Annotated in this window: 24 protein-coding genes; 11 read left to right on the forward strand and 13 right to left on the reverse strand. The window is 72.6% G+C overall.

The genetic code is table 11. The features are described from left to right. Nucleotides 1-26 precede the first annotated feature (26 nt). From ACWCQ1_RS27420 to ACWCQ1_RS27435, 4 genes are all read right to left on the reverse strand, one after another. On the reverse strand, nt 27-344 hold the full coding sequence (locus ACWCQ1_RS27420; protein WP_133047191.1) for a DUF202 domain-containing protein: 318 nt from the start codon (nt 342-344) through the stop codon (nt 27-29). Further along, nucleotides 341-733 (reverse strand): YidH family protein, encoded by a 393-nt coding sequence (locus tag ACWCQ1_RS27425; protein ID WP_133047190.1) that lies wholly within the window; start codon nt 731-733, stop codon nt 341-343. Before ACWCQ1_RS27425 ends, ACWCQ1_RS27420 begins: the two co-directional genes overlap by 4 nt. Further along, complete coding sequence (locus ACWCQ1_RS27430) at nt 730-1,254, reverse strand: NUDIX hydrolase (protein ID WP_358601945.1); 525 nt, start codon at nt 1,252-1,254, stop codon at nt 730-732. Before ACWCQ1_RS27430 ends, ACWCQ1_RS27425 begins: the two co-directional genes overlap by 4 nt. 342 nt (nt 1,255-1,596) lie before the next feature. Next, the gene (locus ACWCQ1_RS27435; RefSeq protein ID WP_451027596.1) at nt 1,597-2,490 is read right to left on the reverse strand and encodes a DMT family transporter; all 894 of its coding nucleotides are present in this window, start codon (nt 2,488-2,490) and stop codon (nt 1,597-1,599) included. Between the two features lie 394 nt (nt 2,491-2,884). On the opposite strand from ACWCQ1_RS27435, the gene ACWCQ1_RS27440 reads away from it, so the two are divergent. The 4 genes from ACWCQ1_RS27440 to ACWCQ1_RS27455 all read left to right on the forward strand — a co-directional run bounded on the left by ACWCQ1_RS27440 (nt 2,885) and on the right by ACWCQ1_RS27455 (nt 6,883). Beyond that, nucleotides 2,885-3,826: a hypothetical protein gene (locus ACWCQ1_RS27440; RefSeq protein WP_358601951.1), complete on the forward strand. Its 942-nt coding sequence runs from the start codon at nt 2,885-2,887 to the stop codon at nt 3,824-3,826. A 31-nt stretch (nt 3,827-3,857) separates the two neighbouring features. Next, nucleotides 3,858-5,396, forward strand: a complete 1,539-nt coding sequence (locus ACWCQ1_RS27445) for an APC family permease (protein ID WP_358601954.1) — start codon at nt 3,858-3,860, stop codon at nt 5,394-5,396. 124 nt (nt 5,397-5,520) lie between these two features. Further along, nucleotides 5,521-6,273, forward strand: a complete 753-nt coding sequence (locus ACWCQ1_RS27450; RefSeq protein ID WP_358601957.1) for a molybdopterin-dependent oxidoreductase — start codon at nt 5,521-5,523, stop codon at nt 6,271-6,273. Continuing rightward, nucleotides 6,257-6,883: a cytochrome b/b6 domain-containing protein gene (locus tag ACWCQ1_RS27455; protein ID WP_208780973.1), complete on the forward strand. Its 627-nt coding sequence runs from the start codon at nt 6,257-6,259 to the stop codon at nt 6,881-6,883. Before ACWCQ1_RS27450 ends, ACWCQ1_RS27455 begins: the two co-directional genes overlap by 17 nt. On the opposite strand, the gene ACWCQ1_RS27460 is transcribed toward ACWCQ1_RS27455, so the two are convergent. The 5 genes from ACWCQ1_RS27460 to ACWCQ1_RS27480 all read right to left on the reverse strand — a co-directional run bounded on the left by ACWCQ1_RS27460 (nt 6,821) and on the right by ACWCQ1_RS27480 (nt 11,879). After that, nucleotides 6,821-7,927, reverse strand: coding sequence for a hypothetical protein (locus tag ACWCQ1_RS27460; RefSeq protein WP_358601960.1), 1,107 nt, complete (start codon nt 7,925-7,927; stop codon nt 6,821-6,823). The genes ACWCQ1_RS27455 and ACWCQ1_RS27460 overlap by 63 nt on opposite strands. A gap of 111 nt (nt 7,928-8,038) precedes the next feature. Then, nucleotides 8,039-9,070: an L-idonate 5-dehydrogenase gene (locus tag ACWCQ1_RS27465; RefSeq protein ID WP_358601963.1), complete on the reverse strand. Its 1,032-nt coding sequence runs from the start codon at nt 9,068-9,070 to the stop codon at nt 8,039-8,041. A gap of 14 nt (nt 9,071-9,084) precedes the next feature. Then, nucleotides 9,085-9,843 carry an SDR family oxidoreductase gene (locus ACWCQ1_RS27470; RefSeq protein ID WP_358601966.1) on the reverse strand — a complete coding sequence of 253 codons (759 nt, stop codon included), beginning with the start codon at nt 9,841-9,843 and terminating at the stop codon, nt 9,085-9,087. Nucleotides 9,844-9,853: 10 nt separating this feature from the next. Continuing rightward, the gene (locus ACWCQ1_RS27475; RefSeq protein WP_133047180.1) at nt 9,854-11,251 is read right to left on the reverse strand and encodes a GntP family permease; all 1,398 of its coding nucleotides are present in this window, start codon (nt 11,249-11,251) and stop codon (nt 9,854-9,856) included. A gap of 109 nt (nt 11,252-11,360) precedes the next feature. Then, nucleotides 11,361-11,879 (reverse strand): gluconokinase, encoded by a 519-nt coding sequence (locus ACWCQ1_RS27480; protein WP_133047179.1) that lies wholly within the window; start codon nt 11,877-11,879, stop codon nt 11,361-11,363. Between the two features lie 130 nt (nt 11,880-12,009). Between ACWCQ1_RS27480 and ACWCQ1_RS27485 the strand changes: the two genes are divergently transcribed. Continuing rightward, nucleotides 12,010-12,711 carry a FadR/GntR family transcriptional regulator gene (locus ACWCQ1_RS27485; RefSeq protein WP_358601970.1) on the forward strand — a complete coding sequence of 234 codons (702 nt, stop codon included), beginning with the start codon at nt 12,010-12,012 and terminating at the stop codon, nt 12,709-12,711. 19 nt (nt 12,712-12,730) lie between these two features. Here the strand turns inward: ACWCQ1_RS27485 and ACWCQ1_RS27490 are convergent, their stop codons facing one another. Next, on the reverse strand, nt 12,731-13,483 hold the full coding sequence (locus ACWCQ1_RS27490; protein ID WP_358601973.1) for a hypothetical protein: 753 nt from the start codon (nt 13,481-13,483) through the stop codon (nt 12,731-12,733). A gap of 2 nt (nt 13,484-13,485) precedes the next feature. Continuing rightward, nucleotides 13,486-13,881, reverse strand: coding sequence for a response regulator transcription factor (locus ACWCQ1_RS27495; RefSeq protein WP_133047177.1), 396 nt, complete (start codon nt 13,879-13,881; stop codon nt 13,486-13,488). 234 nt (nt 13,882-14,115) lie between these two features. Here ACWCQ1_RS27495 and ACWCQ1_RS27500 point away from each other — a divergent pair, with 234 nt between their 5' ends. The 6 genes from ACWCQ1_RS27500 (at nt 14,116) to ACWCQ1_RS27525 (ending at nt 23,359) form a co-directional block, all read left to right on the forward strand. Beyond that, nucleotides 14,116-15,057 carry a hypothetical protein gene (locus ACWCQ1_RS27500; RefSeq protein WP_451027597.1) on the forward strand — a complete coding sequence of 314 codons (942 nt, stop codon included), beginning with the start codon at nt 14,116-14,118 and terminating at the stop codon, nt 15,055-15,057. Between the two features lie 21 nt (nt 15,058-15,078). Then, nucleotides 15,079-16,167: a hypothetical protein gene (locus ACWCQ1_RS27505; RefSeq protein ID WP_451027598.1), complete on the forward strand. Its 1,089-nt coding sequence runs from the start codon at nt 15,079-15,081 to the stop codon at nt 16,165-16,167. Between the two features lie 512 nt (nt 16,168-16,679). Then, nucleotides 16,680-17,897: a hypothetical protein gene (locus tag ACWCQ1_RS27510; protein WP_451027599.1), complete on the forward strand. Its 1,218-nt coding sequence runs from the start codon at nt 16,680-16,682 to the stop codon at nt 17,895-17,897. A gap of 132 nt (nt 17,898-18,029) precedes the next feature. Continuing rightward, nucleotides 18,030-20,657 carry a carboxypeptidase-like regulatory domain-containing protein gene (locus ACWCQ1_RS27515; protein ID WP_451027600.1) on the forward strand — a complete coding sequence of 876 codons (2,628 nt, stop codon included), beginning with the start codon at nt 18,030-18,032 and terminating at the stop codon, nt 20,655-20,657. 12 nt (nt 20,658-20,669) lie between these two features. Beyond that, nucleotides 20,670-21,884 carry a hypothetical protein gene (locus ACWCQ1_RS27520; protein WP_208779344.1) on the forward strand — a complete coding sequence of 405 codons (1,215 nt, stop codon included), beginning with the start codon at nt 20,670-20,672 and terminating at the stop codon, nt 21,882-21,884. Beyond that, on the forward strand, nt 21,881-23,359 hold the full coding sequence (locus ACWCQ1_RS27525; RefSeq protein WP_358601988.1) for a M20/M25/M40 family metallo-hydrolase: 1,479 nt from the start codon (nt 21,881-21,883) through the stop codon (nt 23,357-23,359). The genes ACWCQ1_RS27520 and ACWCQ1_RS27525 overlap by 4 nt, the downstream gene beginning before the upstream one ends. Here the strand turns inward: ACWCQ1_RS27525 and ACWCQ1_RS27530 are convergent. Both ACWCQ1_RS27530 and ACWCQ1_RS27535 read right to left on the reverse strand, forming a co-directional pair. Beyond that, a complete protein-coding gene (locus tag ACWCQ1_RS27530; protein ID WP_133047172.1) occupies nt 23,356-23,742 on the reverse strand; it encodes a YchJ family metal-binding protein in 387 nt (128 codons plus the stop codon). The genes ACWCQ1_RS27525 and ACWCQ1_RS27530 overlap by 4 nt on opposite strands. A 27-nt stretch (nt 23,743-23,769) precedes the next feature. Further along, nucleotides 23,770-25,140: a M1 family metallopeptidase gene (locus tag ACWCQ1_RS27535; RefSeq protein WP_133047171.1), complete on the reverse strand. Its 1,371-nt coding sequence runs from the start codon at nt 25,138-25,140 to the stop codon at nt 23,770-23,772. Nucleotides 25,141-25,178: the final 38 nt, after the last annotated feature.

Genomic DNA, 25,178 nt, shown 5'->3' on the forward strand with positions numbered 1-25,178 from the left:
CTCGCACGGGAGCCTGCTCCCCACGGTCAGAACACCAGCGCCGCCCCGCACGCCGCCATGGCCACCGTGCACAGGATGGCAGCCGTGGCGTGACGGGGGGCCAGGACGGCGGGGGCCGCGTCCGCCGCGAGGGCGCGGATGCGGCGGTGGGCCAGGACGAGGAAGGCCAGCCAGAGGACGCAGCACAGGGCGCAGGCGACGACGCCGACCGCCGAGACGCCACCGTGCAGTGCCGTCTTCATGGCCAGTACGGCGGCCACCGTGCTCGCCAGGGTCGTACGACGCCACGCGAGGCGGGTGCGTTCCGGCTGCAGGCCGGGGTCACGGGTCTCGGGCGGGCTCATCCCTCCCACCCGACCAGGACCACGACGACCATCGCGACGGCCACGATCGCGACGACCACGCCGAGCAGTGCCGGGAAGCGGGAGACCGGGAGGTCCTCGCCCCGGCGCATGGCCCGCTCGCAACGCATCCAGTGGTTGACCGCGCGCAGTGAGCACAGCACACCGGCGCCGAGCAGGGCGAGCGCCAGCCCGACGCGCCAGGCCCAGCGCAGGTCGGGGAGGAACTGGTCCACCGCGAAGCCGCCGCCGATCAGCGCGAGGGCGGTGCGCAGCCAGGCGAGAAACGTGCGCTCGTTGGCCAGGGAGAACCGGTAGTCGGGGGTGTGGCCTTCCTCTCGGACCTGCTCGGGGGCGAACCAGAGCCGGACGTTTCGTGCGAAGTCGATCACGTCGAGGACTTTATCCGGTGCGCCTTCAGGCGTTCGAACGCGGCCAGCCCGTCCGGCACCCACTCCCAGTCCGCGAGCCGCCGCTCCACCTCGGCCTCCGGCAGGAAGTCGTGCCAGGCGACCTCCTCGACCTGGGGTCGGACCGGCAGCTCGCAGCGCACCTCGTACACCGCCGACCACCAGGTGCGGCCGGCGCCGTCGTCGTACAGGAACTTGAAGAGGAAGCGGGGGGTCGGCAGACCCGTGACGCCCAGTTCCTCCTCGGCCTCGCGCAGGGCAGCCTCGTCGTAGGACTCGCCCGCGCCGACCACACCGCCGACGAACATGTCGTACAGGGAGGGGAAGACCAGCTTGGTCGGGGTGCGGCGGTGGACGAAGACGCGGCCCTCGGCGTCCCGGGCCTGGATGAACACGCAACGGTGCCGCAGACCCTTGGCGTACGCCTCGCCACGCGGGGACTGCCCGATGACCTGGTCGCGCTCGTCGACGATGTCGAGGATCTCATCTGCCGGGTTCGTCATACGGCCATCCAATCAGGCCGCGGTCGCTTCGGCGGCAGCTCCCCGATCCGCTCGGCTTGTCCCGGGAGGGGGGCCGGTGGAGAGTCCAGCCCCGACGGTGGAGGTCGCTGCCTGGTGTCTGGCGGTGTGGGAATGGGTCGGGGTGAACGGGCCGCCGTCGGTTCGGCTGGAGGTCCCGGATTCGCTCGGCTTGTTCCGGGCGGGGGCCGGTGGGTGTGGTGCCGTCGTGGAGTCGGCGCGCGGCGATGAGCGCCGGGACGCCGCCCCCTGACGGCCGGGGTCGCTGCCTGGTCCGGCGGCGCGGGAACGGGTCGGGGTGAGGCCGGGGTGAACGGGCCGCCCTCAGTTCGGCTGCAGGTCGCGGATTCGCTCGGGCTTGGCCGTGCCGGTCGGCATGCAGGGGTGCAGGCCGAGCAGGACGATGCCGCCGACGATCGCCGCGAGGGCCGCCGCCTCCCAGGCCAGGGCGCCGGTGTCGGTGCGCAGCCGGTCGCCCAGGAAGCCGACCCCGCACAGGATGCCGGCCAGTGGCTGGGCGGCGGTGAGGGCGGGCAGGGACATCCGCAGGGGTGCCGTCTCGAAGGCGCTCTGGACCAGGATCAGGCCCGTGACGCCGAGCACGGCCACGCCGTAGGGCTGCCAGGTGGTGAACAGCTCGGTGAAGCCGCCCTCGGAGAAGCGCTGGCCGCTGATCCGGGTGAGGGCGTCCTGGACGCCGTAGAGGACGCCCGCTGCGAGGGCCAGCAGCACGGGGGCGGCGCTCAGCCGGGAACGCTTGGCGTACGTCGTCAGGAGCAGGGCCAGTCCGAGCATGGCGCCGATGATCAGCCAGTGCCGGAAGGGGTCGGTGAGCGCGCTGCCCCCGCGTGGCTGGCCCGCGACGATGAAGGCCGTGACGCCGCCGGCGAGCAGCGCGAGTCCGGTCCAGCCCTGACGGCCGAGCGGCTGCCGGGTCTGGCGGCGGGAGAGGGCCAGCGCGAACAGCAGGTTGGTGGCGAGGAGCGGCTCGACCAGGGAGATCTCGCCCTCGCTCAGCGCGACGGCGCCGAGCACCATGCCGACCACCATCAGCCCGATGCCGCCCAGCCAGCGCGGCACCCGCATCAGGTCCAGGAGCAGCCGGGGCGAGAGGAAGTCGCCCAGGGGCGCGTGCTGTGCCGCGTTCTGCTGGAGCACGAAGCCGAAGCCCAGGCAGCATGCCGCGCTCACGGCGAGAACCAGAACCAGAACCGACACGCTGCGTACCTCGATCATTGGGCCGGGCTACGGGGGCGTTTGGGTGACTGTAGCGTCCCAGTGCCCGGCGTGCCCCTGGGAGTACCCGTTTTCGGGCGGTCGACCCGTCACTTCGCGCCGTCGATCAAGGGGCGGTCGAGGGCGGCGACGCGGCCGTCCGGCCATGGTGCGGGGCGAACGGGGGCGGTCGCCATGGCGTACGCCACACCCCGGACCCGGCCTGCGCCCACGCGGTGGATGTCCGGATCTCAACCACCACAAGGGCAACGGCAGTTGACGCGTGTAAGGCTCCGTCGACCCTTGACGTAAACCATTGGCTGCCGGTTTGCTGTGCGTGATCAGTCGAAGGCAGTCCGCAGCCCTACGCCGACCGTGCCGCGTGAGGAAACCCGAGGTGACTCCACCCCCACCGCCCCTCGGCCGGGCCCGCAAACGTGCGGCCCAGGTCATGGACGCGGCTCTCGACGACGGCGAGCTCGTCGCCGCCCGGGCCGCCCTGGCGCAGGGGCGGTGGCAGGTGGCGCGGTCGCTGCTCGTGCACACAGGGGACGACTGGGACCGCCGCGGCCACCGGGTGGTCGTGCTCGCGCAGGAGCGGCACGCCGCCGCCTGGGCCCGGGACTGGCTGCTCGCCGACCCCGATTCCGGCGACGGGGCTCTGCTTCTCGCGCTGGCCCTGGTCGAACGCGCCGCACGCGGCAAGGAGCAGCCGGACCAGGCCCGCGAGGCCTGCCGGCGCGCCGCGGCCCTGCTGCCCGCCGACCCCACCCCCTGGCTCGGCCTGCTCCTGCTGGAGCAGGCCTGGGACGAGACCGAGCGGATATTCGGCCAGATCCGCGCCCGGTACGCCGACCACCACCACGCCCACCACGTGATGGTCGCCCGCCTCGCCGAACGTCACGCCGAGGCCGGCCCCGACCCGCTGCACGAGGTCTACGACTTCGCCAACTGGGCCGCCGAACAGGCCCCCGCCGACTCCCCGCTCGCCGTCCTGCCGGTCATCGCGCACGCCGAGCGCTACCGCGTCCTCGCCGCCCACGGCCACGAACCCGCCAACCCCGCCGCCTCCCGCCACTGGACCGGACGCCGGGCCCGGCAGGTCATGAAGGCCGCCTTCGACTGGTGGCTGGAGTGGGAGCACGAGGGCCACCCGCGCCGGCTGGTCGACCTGAACTTCCTGGCCCACGCCAAGGTCTGCGAGGGCCGGGGCGCCGAGGCGGCCGCCCTCTTCCACCGGATCGGCGAGCACGCCACCGCCGCGCCCTGGTCCTACCCCGACCGCGATCCGTACTCCGCCTTCCGTGCCGCGCGCACCGCCGCGCTCGGCACGGCGTGACAGACCCGACACCGACCCCGAGGACGCCTCCATGGCCACCGAGAAATCCAGCGCGAGCAGACCCGCCGCCGGCATCAGCACCTTCAAGGGCCAGGAGCGCGCGCTGCGGGCCGACCGCCTCGGCACGGGCGGTCTGCTGCTGTCCGTGCTCGCCGCGACCGCCCCCCTCATGGTGGTCGCGGGTGTCATGCCCACCACATTCGCGGTGATGGGCATCGTCGGCCAGCCGCTGCTGTTCGTCGCCCTCGGCGTGGTGCTGATTCTCTTCAGCGTCGGATACGCCGAGATGAGCCGGCACGTCCACAACGCGGGCGCCTTCTACGCCTACATCTCCCGCGGCCTCGGCGGCACCGCCGGCGCGGGCGCCGCCCTGGTGGCCCTGGTCGCCTACAACGCGCTCCAGGTCGGCATCTACGGCATCTTCGGCTTCGAGGTCTCCGGGCTGTTCTCCACCTACGCACACGTGGACATCGCCTGGTGGATACCGGCGCTGGTGGCACTGGCGGTCGTCGGCGCGCTCGGCTGGCTGAAGATCGACCTCAACGCGCGGGTGCTGGGAGTGCTGCTGATCGTCGAGGTGATCCTGGTGGTGATCTTCGACGTCGCGGCGGTGGCCGACCCGGCGAAGCAGGGCCTGTCGCTGCACGCCTTCAACCCGGACACCCTCAGCGGCGCGGGCGTCGGCACCGCCCTGTGCTTCTGCATCGCGGCCTTCCTCGGCTTCGAGCAGGCCCCCGTGTACGCGGAGGAGACCAGCAGGCCGCACATCCTGGTGCCGCGCGTGATGTTCCTCGCGGTCGGCGGCGTCGCCGTCTTCTTCGCCGTCAGCTGCTGGGCGCTGACCGTCGCCGCGGGACCCTCCCAGGTCGTCGGCGTGGCCCAGAAGGAGAGCGCCGGCATGCTCTTCTCGCTGACCGACTCCCGCCTCGGCGGAACCTTCACCGACGTGCTGCACGTGCTGTTCGTGACCGGCATGTTCGCCGCCATGCTCAGCTTCCACAACGTCGTCGCCCGCTACACCTTCGCCATGGGCCGCGAGGGCCTGCTGCCGCGCGCCTTCGGCCGCACCACCGGCACCAGCGGCGCCCCTGGCACCGGCTCGCTGCTGCAGACGGCCGTCGCGGCGGTGATCGTGATCGTCTTCGCGGTCGCCGACGACAAGCCCACCGGGGATCCGACGGCGCCCGTGCTGCACCTGTTCACCTGGTTCGGCAACATCGGCGCGCTCGGGGTGATCGTGCTGATGGCGGCCGCCTCCGTGTCGGTGATCGTCTTCTTCGCCCGGCGCGGGGCCGTGGGCGCGCAGGCCTTGCGGCTGGTGACCTCGGCGCTCGCCGCCGTCGCCCTGCTGGTGATCGCCGGCTACACGGTCAAGGACTTCGACGTCCTGGTCGGCGCCGGCCCCGACTCGGCGCTGAGCTGGGTGCTGCCCGGCACCATCGGCCTCGCCCTGGTCGTCGGTCTCGTCCAGGGCCTGGTCCTGCGCTCGCGTACACCCGAGGCCCACGCCCGCATCGGCCTGGGCAACGAGGCGTTCCAGCTGGACAAGGCGGCCCAGGAGACGGCGTAGCACCGCGGCAACGACGGCACGGCACCGTGGCGTTTCTGAGAACGCCGTAAGAAGTGCTTACGGAACCCTGACGAGCACCCGCGATTCCTGGTCCGGCCGGGCCCGCGGGTGTTCGAATGGGTACGTGAACCCCGAACAACCCGAGGAGCCGGGCAAACCGGCGCCGCCCGCGCAACGCGGCACCCCGGTCGGCCGCCGGGTCCTGCTCGGCACCATCGGCCTGGGCGCCCTCGGCGTGGTGACCGCGCCCACCGTGCAGCGCGCCCTGGAGAGCTTCCTCGGCGCCGCCGCGGGCAAGGACCCCACCGGGCTGACCGGTCTGCTCCCGAACGGCGGCGGTTTCCGCTACTACTCGGTGACCACCTCGGTACCGCACAAGGACGCCTCGAACTACCGCCTCACCGTCGGCGGACTGGTCGACCGCCCGAAGACCTACACGCTCGACGACCTGCGCACCCTGCCGCAGACCCGGCTGGTCAAGGACGTCCAGTGCGTCACCGGCTGGCGGGTCCCGGACACCCCCTTCGAAGGGGTACGGCTGTCCGACCTGCTGGACGCGGCGGGCGTGCGGTCCGGCGCCGGGGCGGTCCGCTTCACCTGCTTCGACGGCGCCTACACCGAGAGCCTCACCCTCGACCAGGCGCGCCGCTCCGACGTCCTGGTGGCGCTGCGCATGCAGGACAAGGAGATCGGCCACGCCCACGGCGGACCGGTCCGGCTGTACGTGGCGCCGATGTACTTCTACAAGTCCGCCAAGTGGCTCTCCGGCATCACCGTCACCGAGCACGTGGAGCGCGGCTACTGGGAACACCGGGGCTACGACGTGGACGCCTGGGTCGGCAAGTCGAACGGACGCGACGATGACCCTACGAGCTGAGGCGCACACCCCGGCCGCCACCGAGGTCCGCCGGTTCGGTCCGGTGCAGAAGTGGGTGCACCGGACCACGGCCGCGCTGATGGGCGTGTGCGTGGTGACGGCAGCCTTCCTCTATGTCCCGCAGTTCGCAGAACTGGTCGGCCGCCGCGAGCTGGTGGTGCGCGTCCACGAGTGCGCCGGGCTCGCCCTGCCGGTGCCCGTCCTGGTGGGCCTGGTCTCCCGGCACTTCCGCGCCGACCTCGGGCACCTCAACCGCTTCGGGCCGCACGACAAGACGTGGCTGCTGGCGGTCGTGAGCCGGGACAAGCGCCGCTCCTCGCGTCCGGCGGCGAAGTTCAACGCCGGGCAGAAGATCTACGCGTCCTGGATCGCCGGGGCCACGCTGGTGATGCTCGGCACGGGCCTGATCATGTGGTTCACCCACCTCACCTCGATCGTGTGGCGCACCAGCGCGACCTTCGTGCACGACTGGCTGGCGCTGACCATAGGGATCGTCATCGCCGGGCACATCGGCATGGCGATCGGCGACCCGGAGGCCCGCAGCGGCCTACGGACGGGGAAGGTGAGCCGGGAGTGGGCGAAGCGGGAACACCCCCTCTGGCGTCCGTGAGCCGGTCCCGGCGGGCGGCCGCGCCCTGTCCGGCGGCTGCGAGCTCTCGCCCGGTGACGGGACCGTGACCGTGGGTGCCGCCACCGTGAAGGCGTCCTTCAGACGTACCTCGGTGCCGCCGTAGCGGACGACCACGTCGACGGACGCCGGATAGGAACCCAGGACCGGTACGACCGCCGACAGCACCACCTCGTCGCCCGACACGGAGCGCAGCACGGGCGGCACCGGCAGCGCGCGCCCGCCGATGGACACGCTGCCGAACCTGGGCAGTTCGGCGGGGTCGAAGTAGGTGGCGTGCAGCTCGATCCCGACGGTGTCGCCGGGCTGGGCCACCTCGGTGTCCACCCCGGCGATCCGGTAGGCGCACGCGGGCGCGGACCCCGAGGAGGCCTTCAGCCGCACGGTGGCGTGGGGGTGCAGCCGGTGCAGCTCCAGCAGCCCGCCGAGAACGGCGTAGGCCGCGCGCCCCTTGCACGTGTCGACCTTGCCGGCCAGCGCGGTGTACTCCCCGGCCGCCGTCGCCCAACCCCCGCCCCGGCCCTGAACGGCGAGACAGGCGGTGGCCAGAGCCCGCAGCACCCGCCACTCGGGGTCGGCGGAGGCCGCCGGGACGACCGTGAGGGCGGCCCTGCACCGGCCCGGGTCCCGGAGCTGGTCGTAGACACCGGCCGGGTCGGGCGCGTGGTCGGCGTCGGGGGAGGCCGGGCCGGGAGGAAGCCAACCCGGGCTCAGCAGAAGGCTGCTGCTGTGGCTGGGGGAGGGCGTGGGGGAGCCGCGACGGGGAGTCGCGGTGCCGGGACGGTGGCGCGGAACGTCCGGGCGTACGGTCCCCTCGGCCTCCCCGGCCGGTGACTGACGGGGGGTCGGGGAGGGCGGTGCCGTACGGGGGCCGTCGGTGACCGTCGGACCGGTGGTCACGATCGAGCTGCCGCCGCCCCCGCCGTCCGGGCTGCCACTCCCGTCACCGCCGAAGGCCGCGACGGCCACCGCCACCGCTCCCGCCACGAGCAGCCCCGAGATACGCATCCCGAGGGAAACCGCCATCACGCCCCCCGACACGGTCCGCCCCCGGAGCTCCCAGGTCCGGGGATCTCCTCATCATGCGGGCGGCCACGCGCCCGGGGAACCCGTATTCGGCTGATCCTTGGGGAATGTTCAGGAAGTCCCGAAGTCCAGCAGCACCTTGCAGGACCGGCTGCGGTCCGCCGCCAGTGCGAAGGCCGACCCCGCCTCCCGCACCGGGACCACCGCGCTGACCAGCCCGTCGAAGGCGGGCTCCGCCGCGAGCAGCCGCAGTGCCTCGTCGAACTCGGTGTCGAAGCGGAAGGCGCCCCGCAGTTCGATCTCCCGGCTGACGACGAGATTGCCGGCGAAAGGAGAGGGTCCCGGCGGCAGCATCCCCAGCTGGACCACGACCCCGCCGCGCCGCACCAGCCGCAGACAGGTGTCCAGCCCCGCCGCCACCCCGGACGCCTCCACGGCCACGTCCACCTCGGACGGCCACCCGGGATCGTCCGGATCATCGGCCCGTACGAGGGTGTCGGCGCCGGCGAGGCGGGCGTACTCCAGGGCGGCGGGGAGCAGGTCGGTGACCGTGACCCGTGCGGCGCCCGCCGCCCTGGCCGCCGCGACGACCAGACAGCCGATGGGCCCGGCGCCGGTGACCAGGACGTGCCTGCCGGTCACGGCACCGGCCCGGCGCACCGCGTGGAGGGCGACGGACAGCGGTTCGGCGAGGGCCGCCCGGCGCAGCTCCAGCCCCTCCGGAAGCGGCCTCAACTGCTCGGTCGGTACGACCACTCGCGCCGCGAAACCGCCCTGTACGTGGGGGAAGCGGGCCGCGCTGCCGAGGTAGCGGGTGTCCCGGCAGACGTTCCGGCGTCCGTCCACGCACTCCGGGCAGGCACCGCACGGACTGGCCGGGTGCACGGCGACGGCCGTACCCACGGCGGGACTTGCGGGGGACCGGGAGCCGTACGCGAGGACCGTGCCGACCACCTCGTGCCCGAGCAGCATCGGCTCCCTCAGGCGGAAGTCGCCGACCCCGCCGTGCCTCCAGTAGTGCAGGTCGGACCCGCAGACCCCGCCGTAGCGGACGGCCACCAGGGCCTGCCCCGGGGCGGGTTGAGGGACCGGCAACTCCTCGACGCGCAGGTCGTCCTGACCGTGGATCACACAACCGAGCATCCCCGCGGCCCCCTTCACAGCACGCTCGTCATTCCGCCGTCGACGTACAGCACCTGTCCGCCGACGAAGTCCGCGGCGGGCGAGGCCAGGAAGAGCACCCCGCCCACCAGGTCCTCGGTACGGCCCCAGCGGCCGGCCGGGGTGCGGCGGCGCACCCAGGCACTGAACTCCTCGTCCTCGACGAGGGGCCCGGTCAGCTCCGTCTCGATGTAGCCCGGCCCCAGGCCGTTGACCTGCACACCGTGCGGACCCCAGTCGGCGCACATGCCCTTGGTCAGCATCTTCAGCGCGCCCTTGGTGGCCGCGTAGGGCGCGATGCCGGGGCGGACCACCTCGCTCTGCAGCGAGCAGATGTTGACGATCTTTCCGTGACCGCGGGCCGTCATGTACCGGGCCGCCTCCCGGCCGACGAGGAAGGCGCTGGTGAGGTTGGTGTCCAGGATGCGGTGCCAGTCGGCGTCGGTGAACTCCAGGAGCGGGGCGCGCAGTTGCATGCCCGCGTTGTTGACGAGGATGTCCAGGGGGCCGACCCGCTGTTCGACGTCCGCCACGCCGGCCTTCACCGAGGGACCGTCCGTCACGTCGAACACGGCCGTGTGGATGTCGCCGGGCAGTTCGGCGGCCGCCTTGGTGAGGCGGTCGGCGTCCCGGCCGTTGAGGACCACCGTGCAGCCTGCCTCCGCCAGGCCGCGGGCCAGGGCCAGCCCGATGCCCCGGCTGGAGCCGGTGACCAGGGCCCTGCGGCCGCTGATGTCGAACAGGGGGTGACTCATCCTCGTACTCCTAGATGACCAGTGACAGAAGCAGGACCAGGCCGCCCGCGACCACGGAGATGATGGTCTCCATGACGGACCAGGTCTTGATGGTCTGGCCGACGCTCAGCCCGAAGTACTCCTTCACCAGCCAGAAACCGGCGTCGTTGACATGGCTGAAGAAGAGTGAGCCGGCGCCGATGGCCAGGACCAGAAGGGCGGTGTGCGTGGTCGACATGTCGGCCGCGAGCGGGGCGACCAGACCGGCCGCCGAGACCGTCGCCACCGTCGCCGAACCGGTGGCGAGCCGGATGATCACCGCGATCAGCCAGGCCAGCAGCAGCGCCGGGATCGACCAGTCCTTGGAGATGTCCAGGATCATCTTGCCCACGCCGGTGTCGATCAGCGTCTGCTTGAAGCCGCCGCCCGCGCCGACGATCAGCAGGATGCCGGCGATGGGCGCGAGTCCCTGCTCGACCAGCGGCGTGAGCCGCTCCCGGCCGAACCCGGCGGGCCGCAGCAGTGTGAAGATGCCGACGAGCACCGCCGCGAGCAGGGCGATCAGCGGGTTGCCTATGACGTCGAAGACGCGCTGGGTGATGTCGTCGGGGTTGTCGATCACGATGTCGACCAGTGCCTTGGACAGCATCAGCACGACCGGCAGCAGGACGGTGGCCAGGGTGGCGCCGAAGCCGGGGCGGTTCTCCAGTTCCTCGGACGCGCGCGGCGGCAGCATCCGCTCGGGGACCGGGACGTCGACCCAGCGGGCCGCGACCTTGGAGAACAGCGGGCCGGCGATGATCACCGTCGGGATGGCGACCAGGATGCCCAGCGCCAGCGTCACACCGAGGTTGGCCTTGACGGCGGCGATCGCGACCAGCGGGCCCGGGTGCGGCGGGACGAGACCGTGCATCACGGACAGACCGGCGAGCGCCGGGATGCCGATGCGCATCACCGAGTAGTTGCCGCGCTTGGCGACCATCAGCACGACCGGGATCAGCAGCACGATGCCGACCTCGAAGAACAGCGGGAGTCCGATGACCGAGGCGATCAGCACCATCGCCCATGGCATCGCCCGGCCGCCGGCCTTGGCGAGGATGGTGTCGACGATCTCGTCCGCTCCACCGGAGTCGGCGAGCATCTTGCCGAGGATGGAGCCCAGGGCGATCAGCACACCGACGCTCGCGACGGTGGTGCCGAGTCCGGTGGTGAAGCTGAGGATGACCTTGTCCAGCGGGGCACCCGCGACGGCGCCGAGCACCAGCGAGCCGAGGGTCAGGGACAGGAAGGCGTGCAGCTTGAACTTGGTGATGAGCACGACGATGACGGCGATGCCCACGAGTACGGCGATGCCCAGCTGAGCGTGGCCGGCCGAGGTGATCGGCTCGGGTGCGTCCGCTGCCAGCATCTCGACGCTGAGTCTGGTCACGGTGGTCCCTTGCAGGTACGGGGAGTGGGATAGGGGGTCTTGCCCGGCCGGTCCTACCGGGCCGGTCCTACCGGGCCGGTCTTGTCGGGCCGGTCTTGTCGGGCCGGTCTTATCGGGCCGGGTGGGGGAGGGCGCTCAGCGCCTTCATGGCCCGTTCGGTGATCTCTTCGGGGCTGCCGGTGACATCCACCGCGACACCCGCCTCGTCCGGCTGGAGCGGCTGGAGGGTGGCGAACTGGGAGTCGAGCAGCGCCGTCGGCATGAAGTGACCCTGCCGATGCGACATCCGGTCCTCGATCAGGGCACGGTCGCCCGTGAGGTGGACGAAGACGACACCGGGGGCGGCGGCGCGCAGACGGTCGCGGTACGACCGCTTCAGCGCCGAGCTGCTGACCACCCCGCCGAGCCCGGCCCGCTCGTGCGCCCAGGCGCCGATGGCGTCGAGCCACGGCCACCGGTCCTCGTCGTCGAGCGGGACGCCGGCCGACATCTTGGCGATGTTGGCCTGCGGGTGGAAGTCGTCGCCCTCGGCGTACGGGACGCCGAGCCGCGCCGCGAGCAGGGGACCGATAGTGGTCTTCCCGGTGCCCGCGACGCCCATGACCACGACGACATGGGGGGTGCTCATCGCTGCCTCACTGTCCTCTTCGACACATGATGTCGACGTAACTGAAACCGATTAGGTACGACGAATTCAAGACTCTGGCATAAATAAGTCTGACTTTTTGTGCCCGTGATCCACCCCGTACTCTGAGTGCATGAGCACAGCGGGCCGGGGGCTGCACGGCCGTGTACTGGACACCCTCGGCCCCGCGATCACAGCGGGCGAGTACCCGCCGGGCAGCGTTCTGCGCACGGACGAGCTGGCACAGCGTTTCGACGTCTCACGGTCCGTGATGCGGGAGGCGGTCCGGGTCCTGGAGTCCATGCACCTGGTCGAGTCGCGCCGGCGCGTGGGCGTGACGGTGCGCCCGAAGGCCGAGTGGAACGTGTACGACCCGCAGGTCATCCGCTGGCGCCTGGCCGGCGCCGACCGCCCCCGTCAGCTGCGCTCACTGACCGTGCTGCGCTCGGCGGTCGAACCGGTCGCCGCCGCTCTCGCGGCGAGGAACGCCACCGCCGAGCAGTGCGCCGAACTCACCCGGTGCGCCCTCGGCATGGTCGCCAACTCCCGCGGCCACAAGCTGGAGGAGTACCTCGTGCACGACGTGGCCTTCCACCGGGTGATCCTCACCGCCTCGGGCAACGAGATGTTCGCCCGCCTCGGGGACGTCGTCGCGGAGGTCCTCTCCGGCCGCACCCACCACGACGTGATGTTCGAGGACCCCGACCCCGCCGCCGTCACCCTCCACGTCCAGGTCGCCGAGGCGGTACGAGCGGGCGACGCGACCCGCGCGGAGGAACTCACCCGGCAGATCACGGTGGGCGCGCTCCAGGAACTGGACATCCTGGCGCCGTAGGACGACAGCCCGGGGGCGGTCACTCCCGCGCGGCCTGCGCCGTCACGCTGAGGGGCAGCATGACGAAGGCGTCGGTCACGGGGTCCTCGGACCACGATCCGGCCGGCAGCTCGACGGCCCTGCCCTTGACGGTCAGCCTGGCGTGGGACAGCAGCGCACCATCCCTCCGGCCGCCGCCGCGCACGGGCTCGGCGCTGAAGTACTGCACGAGCAGCGCCCCCGTGACACGCGTGCCGACCTGCTGCAGCAGCTTGCCGGGGAGTGTCCACTCGACCCCGTAGTACAGCGTGCCCCCCGTGTGTTGGTGGATCCTGCGCACGTACCAGGCGTCGTGGCCCACCTGCGGCGCGCTGCGCATCTTCAGATGGGCGATGGCCGCCGAGGCCGCGCTGAGTCCGGGCAGCGGGGCCACCTCGGCGGCGAGCTGACCGGCCAGCCCCACCGCCGGAGCGAGCGCGTTCAGATCCTCGGCCACGGCGGTGCGCCACTCCCGCTCCTCCTGTACCGGAGGCAGGTGGTACACCAGCGCCTGGACGTCCTTCACCCGCCACCCGTCGACCGCCGGGAACAGCAGCCGGACCTCCGCCTTGTCGGGCGTGTCCCCCGTGTATCCGAACGTCCAGACGTACAGATAGGGGGTGAACTCCCGCGAGGCGTTGGAGTCGGTGGAGAACAGCCCCGCCAGCGGGACGGAGACGGGGTCGCTCTCGCCGTAGACCTCGAGCCAGTTCGCCCCGTCCTGCTGGGGCCAGCGGTCCCATCGGGACACCATGGCTAGGTCAGCTCCATGGGATCGGGCTTCAGCTGTTGCTCACCCGAGGTCAGCCGGCTCACCATCGCCGCGCGGGACGTCACGTCGAGCTTCATGAAGATGCGACGCAGGTGGGAGGCCACGGTCCAGGTGCTGATCTCCAGGACCGAGGCGATCGTCTTGTTGGGGTGACCGCAGGCGACCATGCGGGCGATCTCCAGCTCGCGCGGGCTCAGTAAGGAGACGGGCCCCGTGCGGTCGCCGCGCAGGACCAGACACCGTACCCCGTCGATCTCCAGGTCCAGCAGCACATGTCCGTCACCGGCGGCGAGCTTGGCGATCAACTCCACCGCCAGCGCCTCGACTTCGGCGGCGGTCCGCTCCCTGGCCAGTAGTCCGGTACCTGCCCCGTCCGTCATCGCCAGCCCCCTTGCCTTCAGCGGCCGGGACCTCACCCGGTTCCACGCCCGTCGGCATGAGCGCACTTTAACAGCGGGCACGACCCCCCTGTGCCCCATTTGCGTGTAGCACGTCCGAGGGACGCTCATCCGAACCCGACCGGTACGGCCGACCGCAGGACGTGCGACTGGTACGCCAACTCCGCCATGACCAGGGTGAGTTGTCCGACCGCGTGACGAGAGGCGGCGATGCACATGCGCCAGACCGAGCTGGAGTACGAGGACGAGGCCGCCCTGGAGAGCGAGTTCGAGGGCGCCGGCGAGGAGGAGTACCTCTTCGAGGAGGAAGGCGAGGAGGAGGGCGAGGAGTTCCTCGGCCGGATCGCCGGTGCGCTCGGCGGGCTCCTGGGCGAGGGGGAGTTCGAGGGGGAGTACGAAGGCGAGTGGGAGGGCGAGTACGAGGGCGAGTTCGAGGAGGAGGCCTTCTTCCGCCGGATCCGCTCCTTCGTCCGCCGGGCCGCCCCGATCCTGCGCCAGGTCGCGCGGGTGGCCGCCCCGATGGTGGGCACCGCGATCGGCGGACCCCTCGGCGGGGCTCTCGGGAGCGTCGCCGCCCGGGCTCTCGGCGAGGGCGAGTTCGAGGAGGAGTACCTCTACGAGGAGGAGGGCGAGGGGGAGTTCGAGGCGGAGGCGGAGGAGGAGGCGACCCGCTCGCTGACCCAGCAGGAGGCGCTGGCCGAGATGATGGCCGCCGTCGCCGCGCAGGCCCAGACCGAGGCCGAGGCCGAGGCGATGATCGGCGCCGCGACCGTCTCCGCGCTGTCCGCCCGGGACCGGGCCGCCCTGCGCCGGCTGCTGCCGCATCTGGTGCGGGCCACCTGCGTCCTCACCCGGCTGCTGCGCCGGCAGCGCGCCACCCGGCCCGCCGTGCGCGCCGTGCCGCTGATCGTCCGCCGTACGGCCCGTGTCCTCGGCGCCCGCGCCGCGGCCGGCCGGCCCGCCGACCGCCGTACCGCCGCCCGCGTCATGGCCGGGCAGACCCGGCGCGTCCTGGGCAGCCCGCAGCAGACGGCCCGGGCACTGCAGCGCAACGTGCGTGCCGCGACCGCGGTCCGTGCCACCAGCCCCGCCGCCCGGACCCGCCGCCCCTACGCGGGCGCGCGGCCCCGCCGCCCCGGCTACTCGGCCCCGCGCTGAGCCACAGGAAGGACTGCGGCCATGAGCACGACCACCAACGGTGCCGGTCCCAGGACGTCCGGCGCGGCGCCGCTCCCCGAGCTGGAGGGGGAGTGGGAGAACCTCTACGAGGGCGAAGGCGCCCTGGAGAACGAATACGAGAACGAGAGCGAATACGAGAACGCGTACGAGGGCGAGGGCGAGTTCGCGGGCGAGTTCGAAGGCGAGGAGTTCCTGTCCTCCCTCGCGGGAGTGGCCGGCCGGGCGGCGCGCTCGGCACTCGGTGCCCTGAGCGGCGGGGGCTCTGAGCAGGAGTATCTCTTCGAGACAGAGGGCGAGTTCGAGGAGGAGTTCGAGGAAGAGGGCCTCCACCACAGGGAGTTCGAGGAGGAGCTCCTCCACGAGTACGAGGCGGAGGGCGAGTTCGAGTACGAGTCCGAGGCGGAGGGGATGGCCAATCCCCTTCGGCGGATCTATCCGGACGCCCTGATGGAGCACCTGGGACATGCCGCCGCCGAGGCGGAGTCCGAGGAGGAGGCCGAGGCGTTCATCGGCGCGCTGGCGCCCATCGCCGTGGGCCTGGTGCGCCGGGCCGCGCCGGCCGTCATCCGCCACGCCCCGCAACTGGTCCGTGGCCTCGCGGGCGTGACCCGCACCCTGCGCCGCAATCCGGCGACACGGCCTCTGGTCCGGGCGCTCCCCACCATCGCCGTGCGCACCGCCGGCAGCCTGGCCCGGCAGGTGGCCCGGGGCCGTCCGGTCACGGCGCGCTCGGCCGCCCGCACCCTGGCCGGCCAGACGGCGGCGGTCCTGTCCGACCCGCGCAGGCGCCGTGCGGTGCTGCGGCGGGCCCGGACCATGGACCGCCGGTACCACCAGGCCGTACGGTCGGGTGCTCCCGGAGTGGCGCCGGTCTCGGCCGCCGCCGTGCGCTCGGTGGCGGCGGTCCCGACGGGCGTGACCGGCCCCGGACCGTACGGACGGCCAACGGTCGTCCCGGCGACGCACCGCCGCCGGTACGGGCCGCGTCGCGTGGCCGCCCCTCCTCCCGGTCTGCCCGCCCTGTCCGTCGCGTGGGTCCCGGTCCCCGCCTACCGCCCGGCCCGCCCACGCAGGCCCTACGGCTTCTGACGGAGGCTCCTGATGACCGCAGCCACGCCGTGCGACCGGGCGGCCCGGAAAGTCCCCTCCGGAAAACCGGACCTTGCCGCCCCGGCCGCCCCGGGGCGGACGCCGCGACGTGCCGTACGGCGGACGCGCTCCGCGGGCACGGTCTGCTCCCGGGTTCCGGCCGGAGGCCGACGATGAGCGCGCCGACGGCCCGCGACCGGGCCCGGACATCGGGTGCGGTCGCACCCGGCTCGGGCCCACCCCGCTCGGACGGCACCCGCACGGGTCCACCCCGCTCGGACGTCCCTCGCACGGGCGCCCCCCGCGCGGGGGCCGGTCCGGTGCTGGCCGTCCAGCCCCGGATGTCCGCCTCCGCCGGCATGCCCGCCCGTCCCCGGGGACAGGTCCGTCGTGCCCCTGGGGGTCCAGTCCCCACCCCGGACCCAGGGACCGCCGTCGTCCAGTCCGCTCGCCCCGTCCGACCCACCCCCGTCGTCGTCCCCGTCCGTCAACCGTGGCTCCGCGCTCAGGGGTTGAACGTCACCCGGCATGCCGCGGCCCTGCGGCCCTTCCGGGAGGGGGAGTTCGGGAACGGGGCCGCGGCGCCCACCGCCGGACATCTGCAGGCCGTCAACGCGCTGTTGCGGCAGCTGCGTGCCGAACTGCTGCGGCAGAGCGAGCAGGTTCGGGAGCTGGCCCGCGCTGCGGAGGCGCGGCCCGTCACCGGGCGCCTGCAGAGGCTGCTGACGGCCAAGGAGCGGGCCCACGACTGGGTACGTGAGGTCGAGCGGATCTGGGACTTCTACTTCGAGCTGTTCGGCCAGCGCCAGTCCGTGTTCGCGGACGCCCTGCTGTCGTGCGACCGCATCGCCCTGTCCTGCTACCAGGCCGCCTACCTGGGTGTCGGCGAGGCCAAACCGCTGCCGGCCCCGCCCCCGTTCTCCTTCATGCGCACCGGATTCTCCCCGGCCACCTTCCGCCGCGGCATCCCGCTGCGCCGCCTCGGCCGACGGCTCAACCCGTTCCCGCTGGTCCAACTGCCCTACCACCGACTGGTCAACCCCTGGACCCTGGGCGCGGTGCTCCACGAGGTCTCCCACAACCTCCAGAGCGACCTCGGCCTCGACCGGGCCGTGCCCCGCGCGATCGCCCGCCGGCTCCTCGACGAGGGCTGCCCGCCCGCCGTCGTGCGCACCTGGGTCCGCTGGAACCGCGAGATCTACGCCGACCTGTGCGCCCTTCTGCTCGGCGGCCCCGCCGTGGTCGGGTCCCTGCTCGACGTGATCGCCCGCGCCCCGGCGACCGTCCTGACGTACAGCCCGCACGGTCCGCATCCGACGCCCTGGTTCCGTGCCTGGATCTCGATCGAGCTGCTGCGCAGGACGGGGTTCGAGGAACAGGCCGAGCGGTACGGGCGGTTGTGGGCCGCGATCTATCCCGACCCGCGGGCCGGCACCCTGCCCCGCGAGCTGCTGGCCACGTTCCAGGCCGCCCACCCCGCGGTCGTCGACGCCCTCTGCTTCCGGCCGTTCCCCGAGCTCGGCCGCCGCAGCCTCGCCCAGGTGCTGCCCTTCGGCGCCAAGGAGTACGCGATGCAGCGGGAAGCCGCCGAACGCCTCGCCGCCGGAACCGACCCGGGCATCATCCCGGCCCGTTTCCTGATCGGCGCCACCCGCTCCGCCCTGGACCGCGGCCTCGCCCGCCCGGGCGTGATCACCCGCAACTTCTACACGGAACTGGCGAGGCGATGACCGTGACCCTCCGGTTCGCGCGGGCAGGTGCGAAGACCGCGCCCGACGCCCGACGCCGGCAGACCGCCGCGCTGACCAGCCCGTGCTCCATGTCCGGCGCCGGCCGCTGACCTGGAGAGGAAGGAGAGCACGATGCCCACACTCACGATCCAGGTCTACCTCGCGCCCACTCACGACGCCGAGGATCCGGATCCGAAGACCTGGCCGAAACCGCACAACGTCACACTGGAGCTCTCCCGGACGACCGGCGGGCCACCGATCACGGTGGGGCCTTCGGACGAGCGGGGACTCATCACCTGCGAACTCGAGCCGGGCACCTACACGGTCGCCGCACGACCGGACACGGCCGTGGGCTTCACCGACGTGCGGGCCTCGGGCAATGGTGAGCCCACCGATCTGGTCCTGGCGGCCCGGAGCGGACAGCGCGGGAAGGAGCCGTACGTCGTACTGCTGCCCGAAGTCGGCACACGGCTCGTGCGGCTGCGGACCGTCACCCGGGAGGGCGAGACGGCGCCCGGTGCCAGGGCCAGCGTGGCGGGTGTCGACTACGTCAGCGGGCCGGACGGCCTCATCCATGCGACGGCCAAGGGCGAGAGCGTCGACGTCGTCGCCCGCCGCGGCGGGTTCTACGCACCGCTCGACCCAAAGGCCACCGAACACCCCATGGGAGTGGACCCGCTGTCCGACGAGCCGAAGCGGCTGCTGTACCGGCTCGACTGCGCCCGTTTCGTGATCGAAGCGGAAGTGGACGGAGAACCGGTGGTCGGAGCGGTCTTCCGGCTCGTGCCGTCCGACGCCCGCGACGAGACCGACGCCCGGAGGCAGCGCACCGACCGCCGTGGCCGGTGCGTGTTCGACACCGTCGATCCGGGCATGGTGGACATCGCCGTCGACGACCTCTCCCACGCCAAGTGCGGCACACACGGTGTCGACGTCGATCCCAGGTACCGGCGGGCGCTCTGCAAGGCCACCCGGGGCAAGGAGCACGACATCTCGGAGCGCTTCAGGTTCCTCCGGCTCGCCACCGAGGAGACACACGGCATCAGCGGGCAGGTGCGCGACGAGGATGGTCACCCGGTCCCCAACGTGAGGGTGACGATCCACAGCGAGGACGGAACGGAACAACTGGGCACGACGCACACCGACGACGACGGCGACTACGAACTCGTCGTCGACCGTGCCGGCGTCTACCTGCTTTCCGCCGATCCCGGATACGGGGAACCGGTCCAGTGGACCACCGTCGACGTCAACTCCACGCCCGTCGTGCCCTTCGTCGTCACCCGCCCGCCCGGCCGGGGCGGCGGGACGACCCCCTCCGGCCAGGTGCTGAGCGATCTGTCCTCGTTCCCCGTTCTCACCGAGGACATCGGTTCCGGCCGCGGCGCACCGGTCGTCGGCGGAGACCGCTCGGCCACCTACGGGCAGATCGTCGAGGGCGCTCTGCGGGATGTGCTCGGCTGGCGTCCCGGCTCCAACACCTCGGGTTTCCGGGCGGCGCTGACCGGGGCCTTCGAGTTGCGGGAGGTGGAGGGCCACACGGAGTTCACCTGGCACCCGCGCGGCTATGCCGTCCAGGCCGACCTGGGCGCGCTCACCGGAGCGCAGGCGAGCATCTACAACCGGGCCAAGAACGCCCTGGACCAGGTCACCCCCCTGCTCGACGGCCTGCAACCCCTGGACCCGGCCGCCGATCCGCAGGACACCGAGGCCATCCGTACCATCGTGCGCTCGGAACTGGGAGAGCTGGTCGACGAGTTGGCCGTGGAGGGCGGGCCGCGCATCCAGCGGGTGGACGAGCTGTTCACCCTGCTGGCCGGTCGGCACGTCACCGGCACGCCACTCGATCCGGACTCGGTGGGCGGGCAACTCGCCCAGCTCCGCGAGCGCTTCGGGCTGAACACTGGCCGCGTCGGCACACTCGACGAGGAACGGATCGTCACCAACTTCCGTATCGTCGTCGACCATGTGCTGGCCCTGGAAGCAGGCTGGCGGGACTACCGCCGGCTGTTCGACGGCACCACCCCGGACACCTCGCTCGGCACGGTCCTGATCCGGCTGTCCCGCAACCTGGACGTGGTGGCACAGTCCGTCGAGGAAGCCGTCTTCACGCTGGAGTCGGTCTTCATCGACGCGGCCCAGCGCCAGACGATCAGGCTGGAGTTCCCCGCTTCGTCGGGCCTGCCCTCGATCCTCTTCTCCGACCTGCTGGACTGGGTGGTCCGGGTCAGCACCAGCGAGGCACCGCGGCTGATCCGGGAGGCCGGCAAGGACGGCGTCGTCGCGATCACCCCCATCCTGGACCAGCTTGCCGACCTGGTGCGCCGCACCCTCGCTCTGGCCCGCAGCGGCACCCTGCCCAGCGGCGTTCCGCTGCCCGACGGCCTGCGGACCGGGCGGGTGGTGCGCGCCCTCGGCGAACTGGCGCAGCAACTCACCGACACGGCGACGCTCGCCCACGCGGTGCAGCGCGGCGAGCCTCCGCTCGTGGTCTTCGCCGAGGCGGAGAAGCACAGCGGGCACCATCTGCGGGTCCGCCTGGTCGGCAGCGGCTTCCTCCCCGGCGCCACGGCGGAGCTTTCCGCCCTCGAACGGCCGGACTGGGCCGTCATCGTCTCGCACGGCACCGTGGACACCACCAATCCGGGACGAGCGATCGCCCTGTTCCATCGCGTGCCACGGGACAGCGGCCTCACCTGGGTGGTGACCCTGGTCAACCCCGGCGGCATCCGCAGCAACACGGTCGACGCCCTGACGACCTGACGGAGGAGACCCATGGCGAACGAACAGGACTACCAGGCCTTCCTCGACCGCATCGCGGCCCTCCGGGAGACCGTCACCGACCGGCTGTCCGCGCAGCTCGTCGCCGATCCGCAGCTCGCGGACGTGCTGACGAAGCAGATCGACGACCTGCTGCAGTCCGCGGTCAAGGCGGACCTGGAGCAGAAGCCGCCGCCGGACAAGGGCCTCGCCCAACTGGTCGGCATCGGCGACCAGGCCGCCGACGCGCTCGGCAAGACCCGGCTGCCGCAGGCGATCGAACCGTACGACGAGACGGTGTCGTCGGAGCGGCTCGTGGCGATGGCCGACCTCTACTACATCTACCAGCACGAGATGATCGGCGTGTTCCGCGCCGTGCAGAAGCTCCAGGAGCTGTTCCGCGCGGGCGCCGTGTACCTGTCCAGCGGTGCGGGCGCGTACGCCCTCTACCAGTTCGACCGCCGAGAGGTGCTGCGCTACACGCGCCGGGACCGACTGGCCGCCTACCGCCGTGCGTTCGGCTACGGCAGGGCGCCCGTCCCCTCCGGCTCCCGCGCCAACGGCGACTTCCACGGCCTCTTCGAGCACTTCGTCAACCAGGTCGCGCTCTTCCACCGCGACAAGCGGATCGCGGACGTGGTGCGCGAGCGGGCCTACGACCCGAGCTTCGGCAGCATCGCCGTGGTCCGCCGGGCCGGCCTGGACCTGCGCAACAACCTGAAGTTCACCTCGTACGGCCATGTCAACGTGCTCCGCGTCGAGGTCATGCAACTCCTCGATGAGGCCTACCGCATCCTGGGCTCGGACGACATCCGGCGCCTGTACGGCGCCGACACCGCCTGGGACGTCGTGGAGATCGTGCTCGCCCAGTACTTCGGCGAGCGCCTGGTCACCTCGCCGCGCCAGCGCATGGGCATCGCCGGCCGCGAGGTCCTGCGCTGGCTGGCCCAGCCGCATCTGCTGCAGACCCAGCGCGCCAAGTTCGAGACGCTCCTGCTGGAGATCGCCGAAAGCGCGGAGGAATGGCTCACCAGTGCCCAGTCGCTCGGCGTCGCCGTCCGCCAGGAGGACCGCCGGGGCATGCCCTGGGACCGCTCCGCCGCCCCGGTCGCGGGCGCCCAACGCGTCACCCGCCCACGGCCACCGGCGCCACCGGTGGTCCGCGGCACGGGTCCGGCCGGCGGGACACGGGGCCGAGTCACCGCACCGCTCAACGGGGCACGTGTGTGACCCGAAGGGATGAGCCCGGCGCCGACCGCGTGCGGACAGCGCCCGGGGGAACGGCTCGGCCCGCCGTCGCGGGCCACGTTCCCGGCGGGAGCCCGACCCTCGGGGGCGGTCGTACGAGCGGAGCCCGTACGACCGCCGCCCTCCGCCATGCCCGCGCCCGTCGCGCCCGGGCCCTCTCCCTCCTGTGCGACCTGATCCGCCACCCCACCGTCAGCGCCGACCCGGCCCACCGCGCCGATCTGCGTGCCTGTGCCGCGCTGCTCGCCGCGCACCTGCGCCGCATCGGACTGGACGCCGTCACCGTGCGGCCGGGGCGCGCCGCCCCGTACATCACCGGCGAGTGGATGCGGCGACCCGGCGCACCCGTGGTGCTCGTCTACGGTCACTACGACGTCCAGCCCGCCGGACCGCGATCGGCCTGGGCCACGCAGCCCTTCCGCCCCACGGTCCACGACGGGTACGTCCACGGCCGCGGGTCCAGCGACGACAAGGGGCAGCTCGTCGCGCAACTCGCCGCGATCGGGGCCTGGCTGGCGACCGGCGGCCCGCCCGTCAACCTGCGGATCGTCCTCGACGGCGAGGAGGAGATCGGCAGCCCGGCACTGAGGCACCACCTGCTCCGCCGTCCCGCCTTCCTGCGCGCCGATCTTGCCGTCGTCTCCGACACCCGGATGCGGGACGCGCACACCCCCGTCCTCGTCACGGGCCTGCGCGGCTCACTCGCCGTCCGCCTCGACGTCACCGGCCCCGCCACCGACCTGCACGCCGGTGCCTACGGGGGCGCGGTGGCCGAACCCGCCCAGGTGCTGTGCGCGTTGGTGGCGAGCCTGCACCGGCCCGACGGCCGTGTCGCCGTCGAGGGCTTCTACGACGACGTACGTCCCCCGCACCCGGACACCCGCGCCCGGCTCGCCCGCGACGGACCGACGGACCGACGGTTCCTCGCCCCGGCAGGACTCCGGTACGGACACGGCGAACCCGGCTACTCCGCCTTCGAGCGGGCCACCGTCCGCCCGGCCGTGGTCGTCACCGCCCTGCACGCCGCGGCCCGTGCCGCAGTCCCGCGCCGGGCAGGCGCCGAACTCGGCGTCCGTCTGGTGCCCGGTCAGCAGCCGGCCACCGTGTTCCGGGCCCTGCGCGCCCATCTGGCACAGGGCGTCCCGCGCGGGGTCAGCGTGCGGCTGACACCGCTGTCCTCCTGCGGGCCGTACCAGCTGGACCTCCGCGACCCCGCGGTCGCCGCCGCACGCCGGGCCGCGGCCCCCGTCTTCGGCCGGCCGCCCCTCCTGCTGCCCTCGGGCGGCTCCATCCCCTTCGTCGGCGACCTCGCCACCACCGGCACCCGGGCACTCCTCCTGGGCTTCGGCCTCCCCGACGACAACATCCACGCCCCCGACGAACGCTTCGCCCTCAGCAGCCTGCACCGCGGAACCGACACCTGTGTCCGCCTCTACGGGGAACTCGGCGCGCTCTAGTCCTCGAGGAACTCCCCGTCCACGTACACCCACGCCCCCTCGACCCGCTCGAAGCGGCTCCGTTCGTGCAGCGCACCGCCCCTGAAGGACGCGCGGAAGGTCACCGTGCCGGTGGCGTGGAAGGCCGAGCCGTCGGCGGTGTCCAGGATCTCCAGGCCCGTCCAGCGCATCCCGGGGTCGAAGCCGACCCGGGCGGGACGGGTCCGCGGATGCCAGGTGCGCAGCAGGTAGGGCTCGTCGCGCTGGACGAAGGCGCTGTAGCGCGAACGCATCAGCGCCTCGGCGGTGGGTGCGGCCGCCTCACCCCGGTGGAAGCGGCCACAGCACTTCTCGTACGTCTCCGCGAGACCGCACGGACAGGAAGGCGAGGGACGTCGGGACATGGGGGCCATTCTGCCCGGCCCGCCCGCCTACGCCGACTCGGCGTTGGTCGGCGGGTGCGTGGGGCGCGCCGGGATCTGGGCCGGCAGCGCGGGCAGCCGGGTGCCGTGCACCCAGGCGTCGAAGAGGCCGTCCAGCGGCTCGTCCGCGTAGCGGTTCGCATGGGCCGTGAACGTCGTGGTCGTCACCGCCCCGCCCCGGTGCAGTCCCGCCCAGCCGCGCAGCATACGGAAGAAGGCCTCGTCGCCCATCGCGCAGCGCACCGCGTGCAGGACCAGCCCGCCGCGCTCGTAGAGCCGGTCGTCGAACATCGACTTGCGTCCCGGATCGGCCAGCCGGAGATCCTGCGGCTGCGAGGACAGCAACCGGTGCGCGGCAGCCGCCAGTTGCTGCGCGCTGCGCCCGCCGGACCGCTCCGACCACAGCCACTCCGCGTACTTGGCGAAGCCCTCGTTCAGCCAGATGTGCCGCCAGTCCGCGATGGACACGCTGTTGCCGAACCACTGGTGCGCCAGCTCGTGCGCCACCAGCCGCTCCCAACCCCGGGCCCCGTCCACGTGGTTGGCGCCGAACAGCGACAACCCCTGTGCCTCCACGGGCACATCGAGTTCCTCCTCGGTCACCACGACCGCGTACTCGTCGAACGGGTAGGGCCCGAACAGCTCCTGGAACAGGTCCATCATCTGCGGCTGCCGCGCGAAGTCCCGTGAGAACTCCGGCAGCAGATGCGCCGGGATGTGCCCGTGCTGGGGCACCCCGCCGGGCCCCGGGTCGCCAAGGAGCACCGTCTGGTACTTGCCGATCGCCAGACCGACGAGATAGCTGGAGGTCGGCGCGGCCTGCTCGTACACCCAGGTCGTGGTGGACGCCTTGGTGGTACGGGTCAGCAGCCTGCCGCCCGCTACCACCGCGTACGCGGACGGAGTGGTGACCGAGATCTGGTACGAGGCCTTGTCGGCGGGCCGGTCGTTGCACGGGTACCAGGACGGCGCCCCGATCGGCTGGCTCGCCACCAGCGCCCCGTCCTCCAGCTCCTCCCAGCCGAGCCCGCCCCAGGGGCTGGCGACCGGCTTGGGGTTGCCCGACCAGTGCACCTCGACCGGGAAGGCGGCACCCGGGCGGACCGGCTTGGCGGGACGGACCCGCAGCCGGCCGCCGCGATGCGTGTAGTGCGCCGGGCGGCCGTCCACCTTGACCCGGCCGATCTTGAAGTCGGCCAGGTTGAGGGTGAACTCGGCGAGCGGCGAGCGACCCGCTATGGCGCTGATCCGGGCGCTGCCCGCCAGCCGGTTGGGACCAGGACGGTAGTCCAGCGTGAGCTCGTACCGGTGCACGCGGTAACGGGCATCACCGTGTTCCGGAAAGTACGGGTCCGAACCACCCGACTGCTGAACTGCCACTGCCGCTTCTGCTCCCTGCGCCGTCGAACCACTCGCTC

It is taken from the genome of Streptomyces sp. NPDC002144 (genome assembly GCF_053593695.1).

Bases quoted from the DNA above. Each gene is read 5' to 3' on its own strand.
- ACWCQ1_RS27430 (WP_358601945.1), bottom strand. From the start codon at position 1,254: ATGACGAACCCGGCAGATGAGATCCTCGACATCGTCGACGAGCGCGAC.
- ACWCQ1_RS27460 (WP_358601960.1), bottom strand. From the start codon at position 7,927: ATGGCGGTTTCCCTCGGGATGCGTATCTCGGGGCTGCTCGTGGCGGGA.
- ACWCQ1_RS27465 (WP_358601963.1), bottom strand. From the start codon at position 9,070: ATGCTCGGTTGTGTGATCCACGGTCAGGACGACCTGCGCGTCGAGGAG.
- ACWCQ1_RS27495 (WP_133047177.1), bottom strand. From the start codon at position 13,881: ATGACGGACGGGGCAGGTACCGGACTACTGGCCAGGGAGCGGACCGCC.
- ACWCQ1_RS27505 (WP_451027598.1), top strand. From the start codon at position 15,079: ATGAGCACGACCACCAACGGTGCCGGTCCCAGGACGTCCGGCGCGGCG.
- ACWCQ1_RS27490 (WP_358601973.1), bottom strand. From the start codon at position 13,483: ATGGTGTCCCGATGGGACCGCTGGCCCCAGCAGGACGGGGCGAACTGG.
- ACWCQ1_RS27470 (WP_358601966.1), bottom strand. From the start codon at position 9,843: ATGAGTCACCCCCTGTTCGACATCAGCGGCCGCAGGGCCCTGGTCACC.
- ACWCQ1_RS27445 (WP_358601954.1), top strand. From the start codon at position 3,858: ATGGCCACCGAGAAATCCAGCGCGAGCAGACCCGCCGCCGGCATCAGC.
- ACWCQ1_RS27500 (WP_451027597.1), top strand. From the start codon at position 14,116: ATGCGCCAGACCGAGCTGGAGTACGAGGACGAGGCCGCCCTGGAGAGC.
- ACWCQ1_RS27515 (WP_451027600.1), top strand. From the start codon at position 18,030: ATGCCCACACTCACGATCCAGGTCTACCTCGCGCCCACTCACGACGCC.
- ACWCQ1_RS27520 (WP_208779344.1), top strand. From the start codon at position 20,670: ATGGCGAACGAACAGGACTACCAGGCCTTCCTCGACCGCATCGCGGCC.
- ACWCQ1_RS27485 (WP_358601970.1), top strand. From the start codon at position 12,010: ATGAGCACAGCGGGCCGGGGGCTGCACGGCCGTGTACTGGACACCCTC.
- ACWCQ1_RS27420 (WP_133047191.1), bottom strand. From the start codon at position 344: ATGAGCCCGCCCGAGACCCGTGACCCCGGCCTGCAGCCGGAACGCACC.
- ACWCQ1_RS27455 (WP_208780973.1), top strand. From the start codon at position 6,257: ATGACCCTACGAGCTGAGGCGCACACCCCGGCCGCCACCGAGGTCCGC.
- ACWCQ1_RS27480 (WP_133047179.1), bottom strand. From the start codon at position 11,879: ATGAGCACCCCCCATGTCGTCGTGGTCATGGGCGTCGCGGGCACCGGG.
- ACWCQ1_RS27530 (WP_133047172.1), bottom strand. From the start codon at position 23,742: ATGTCCCGACGTCCCTCGCCTTCCTGTCCGTGCGGTCTCGCGGAGACG.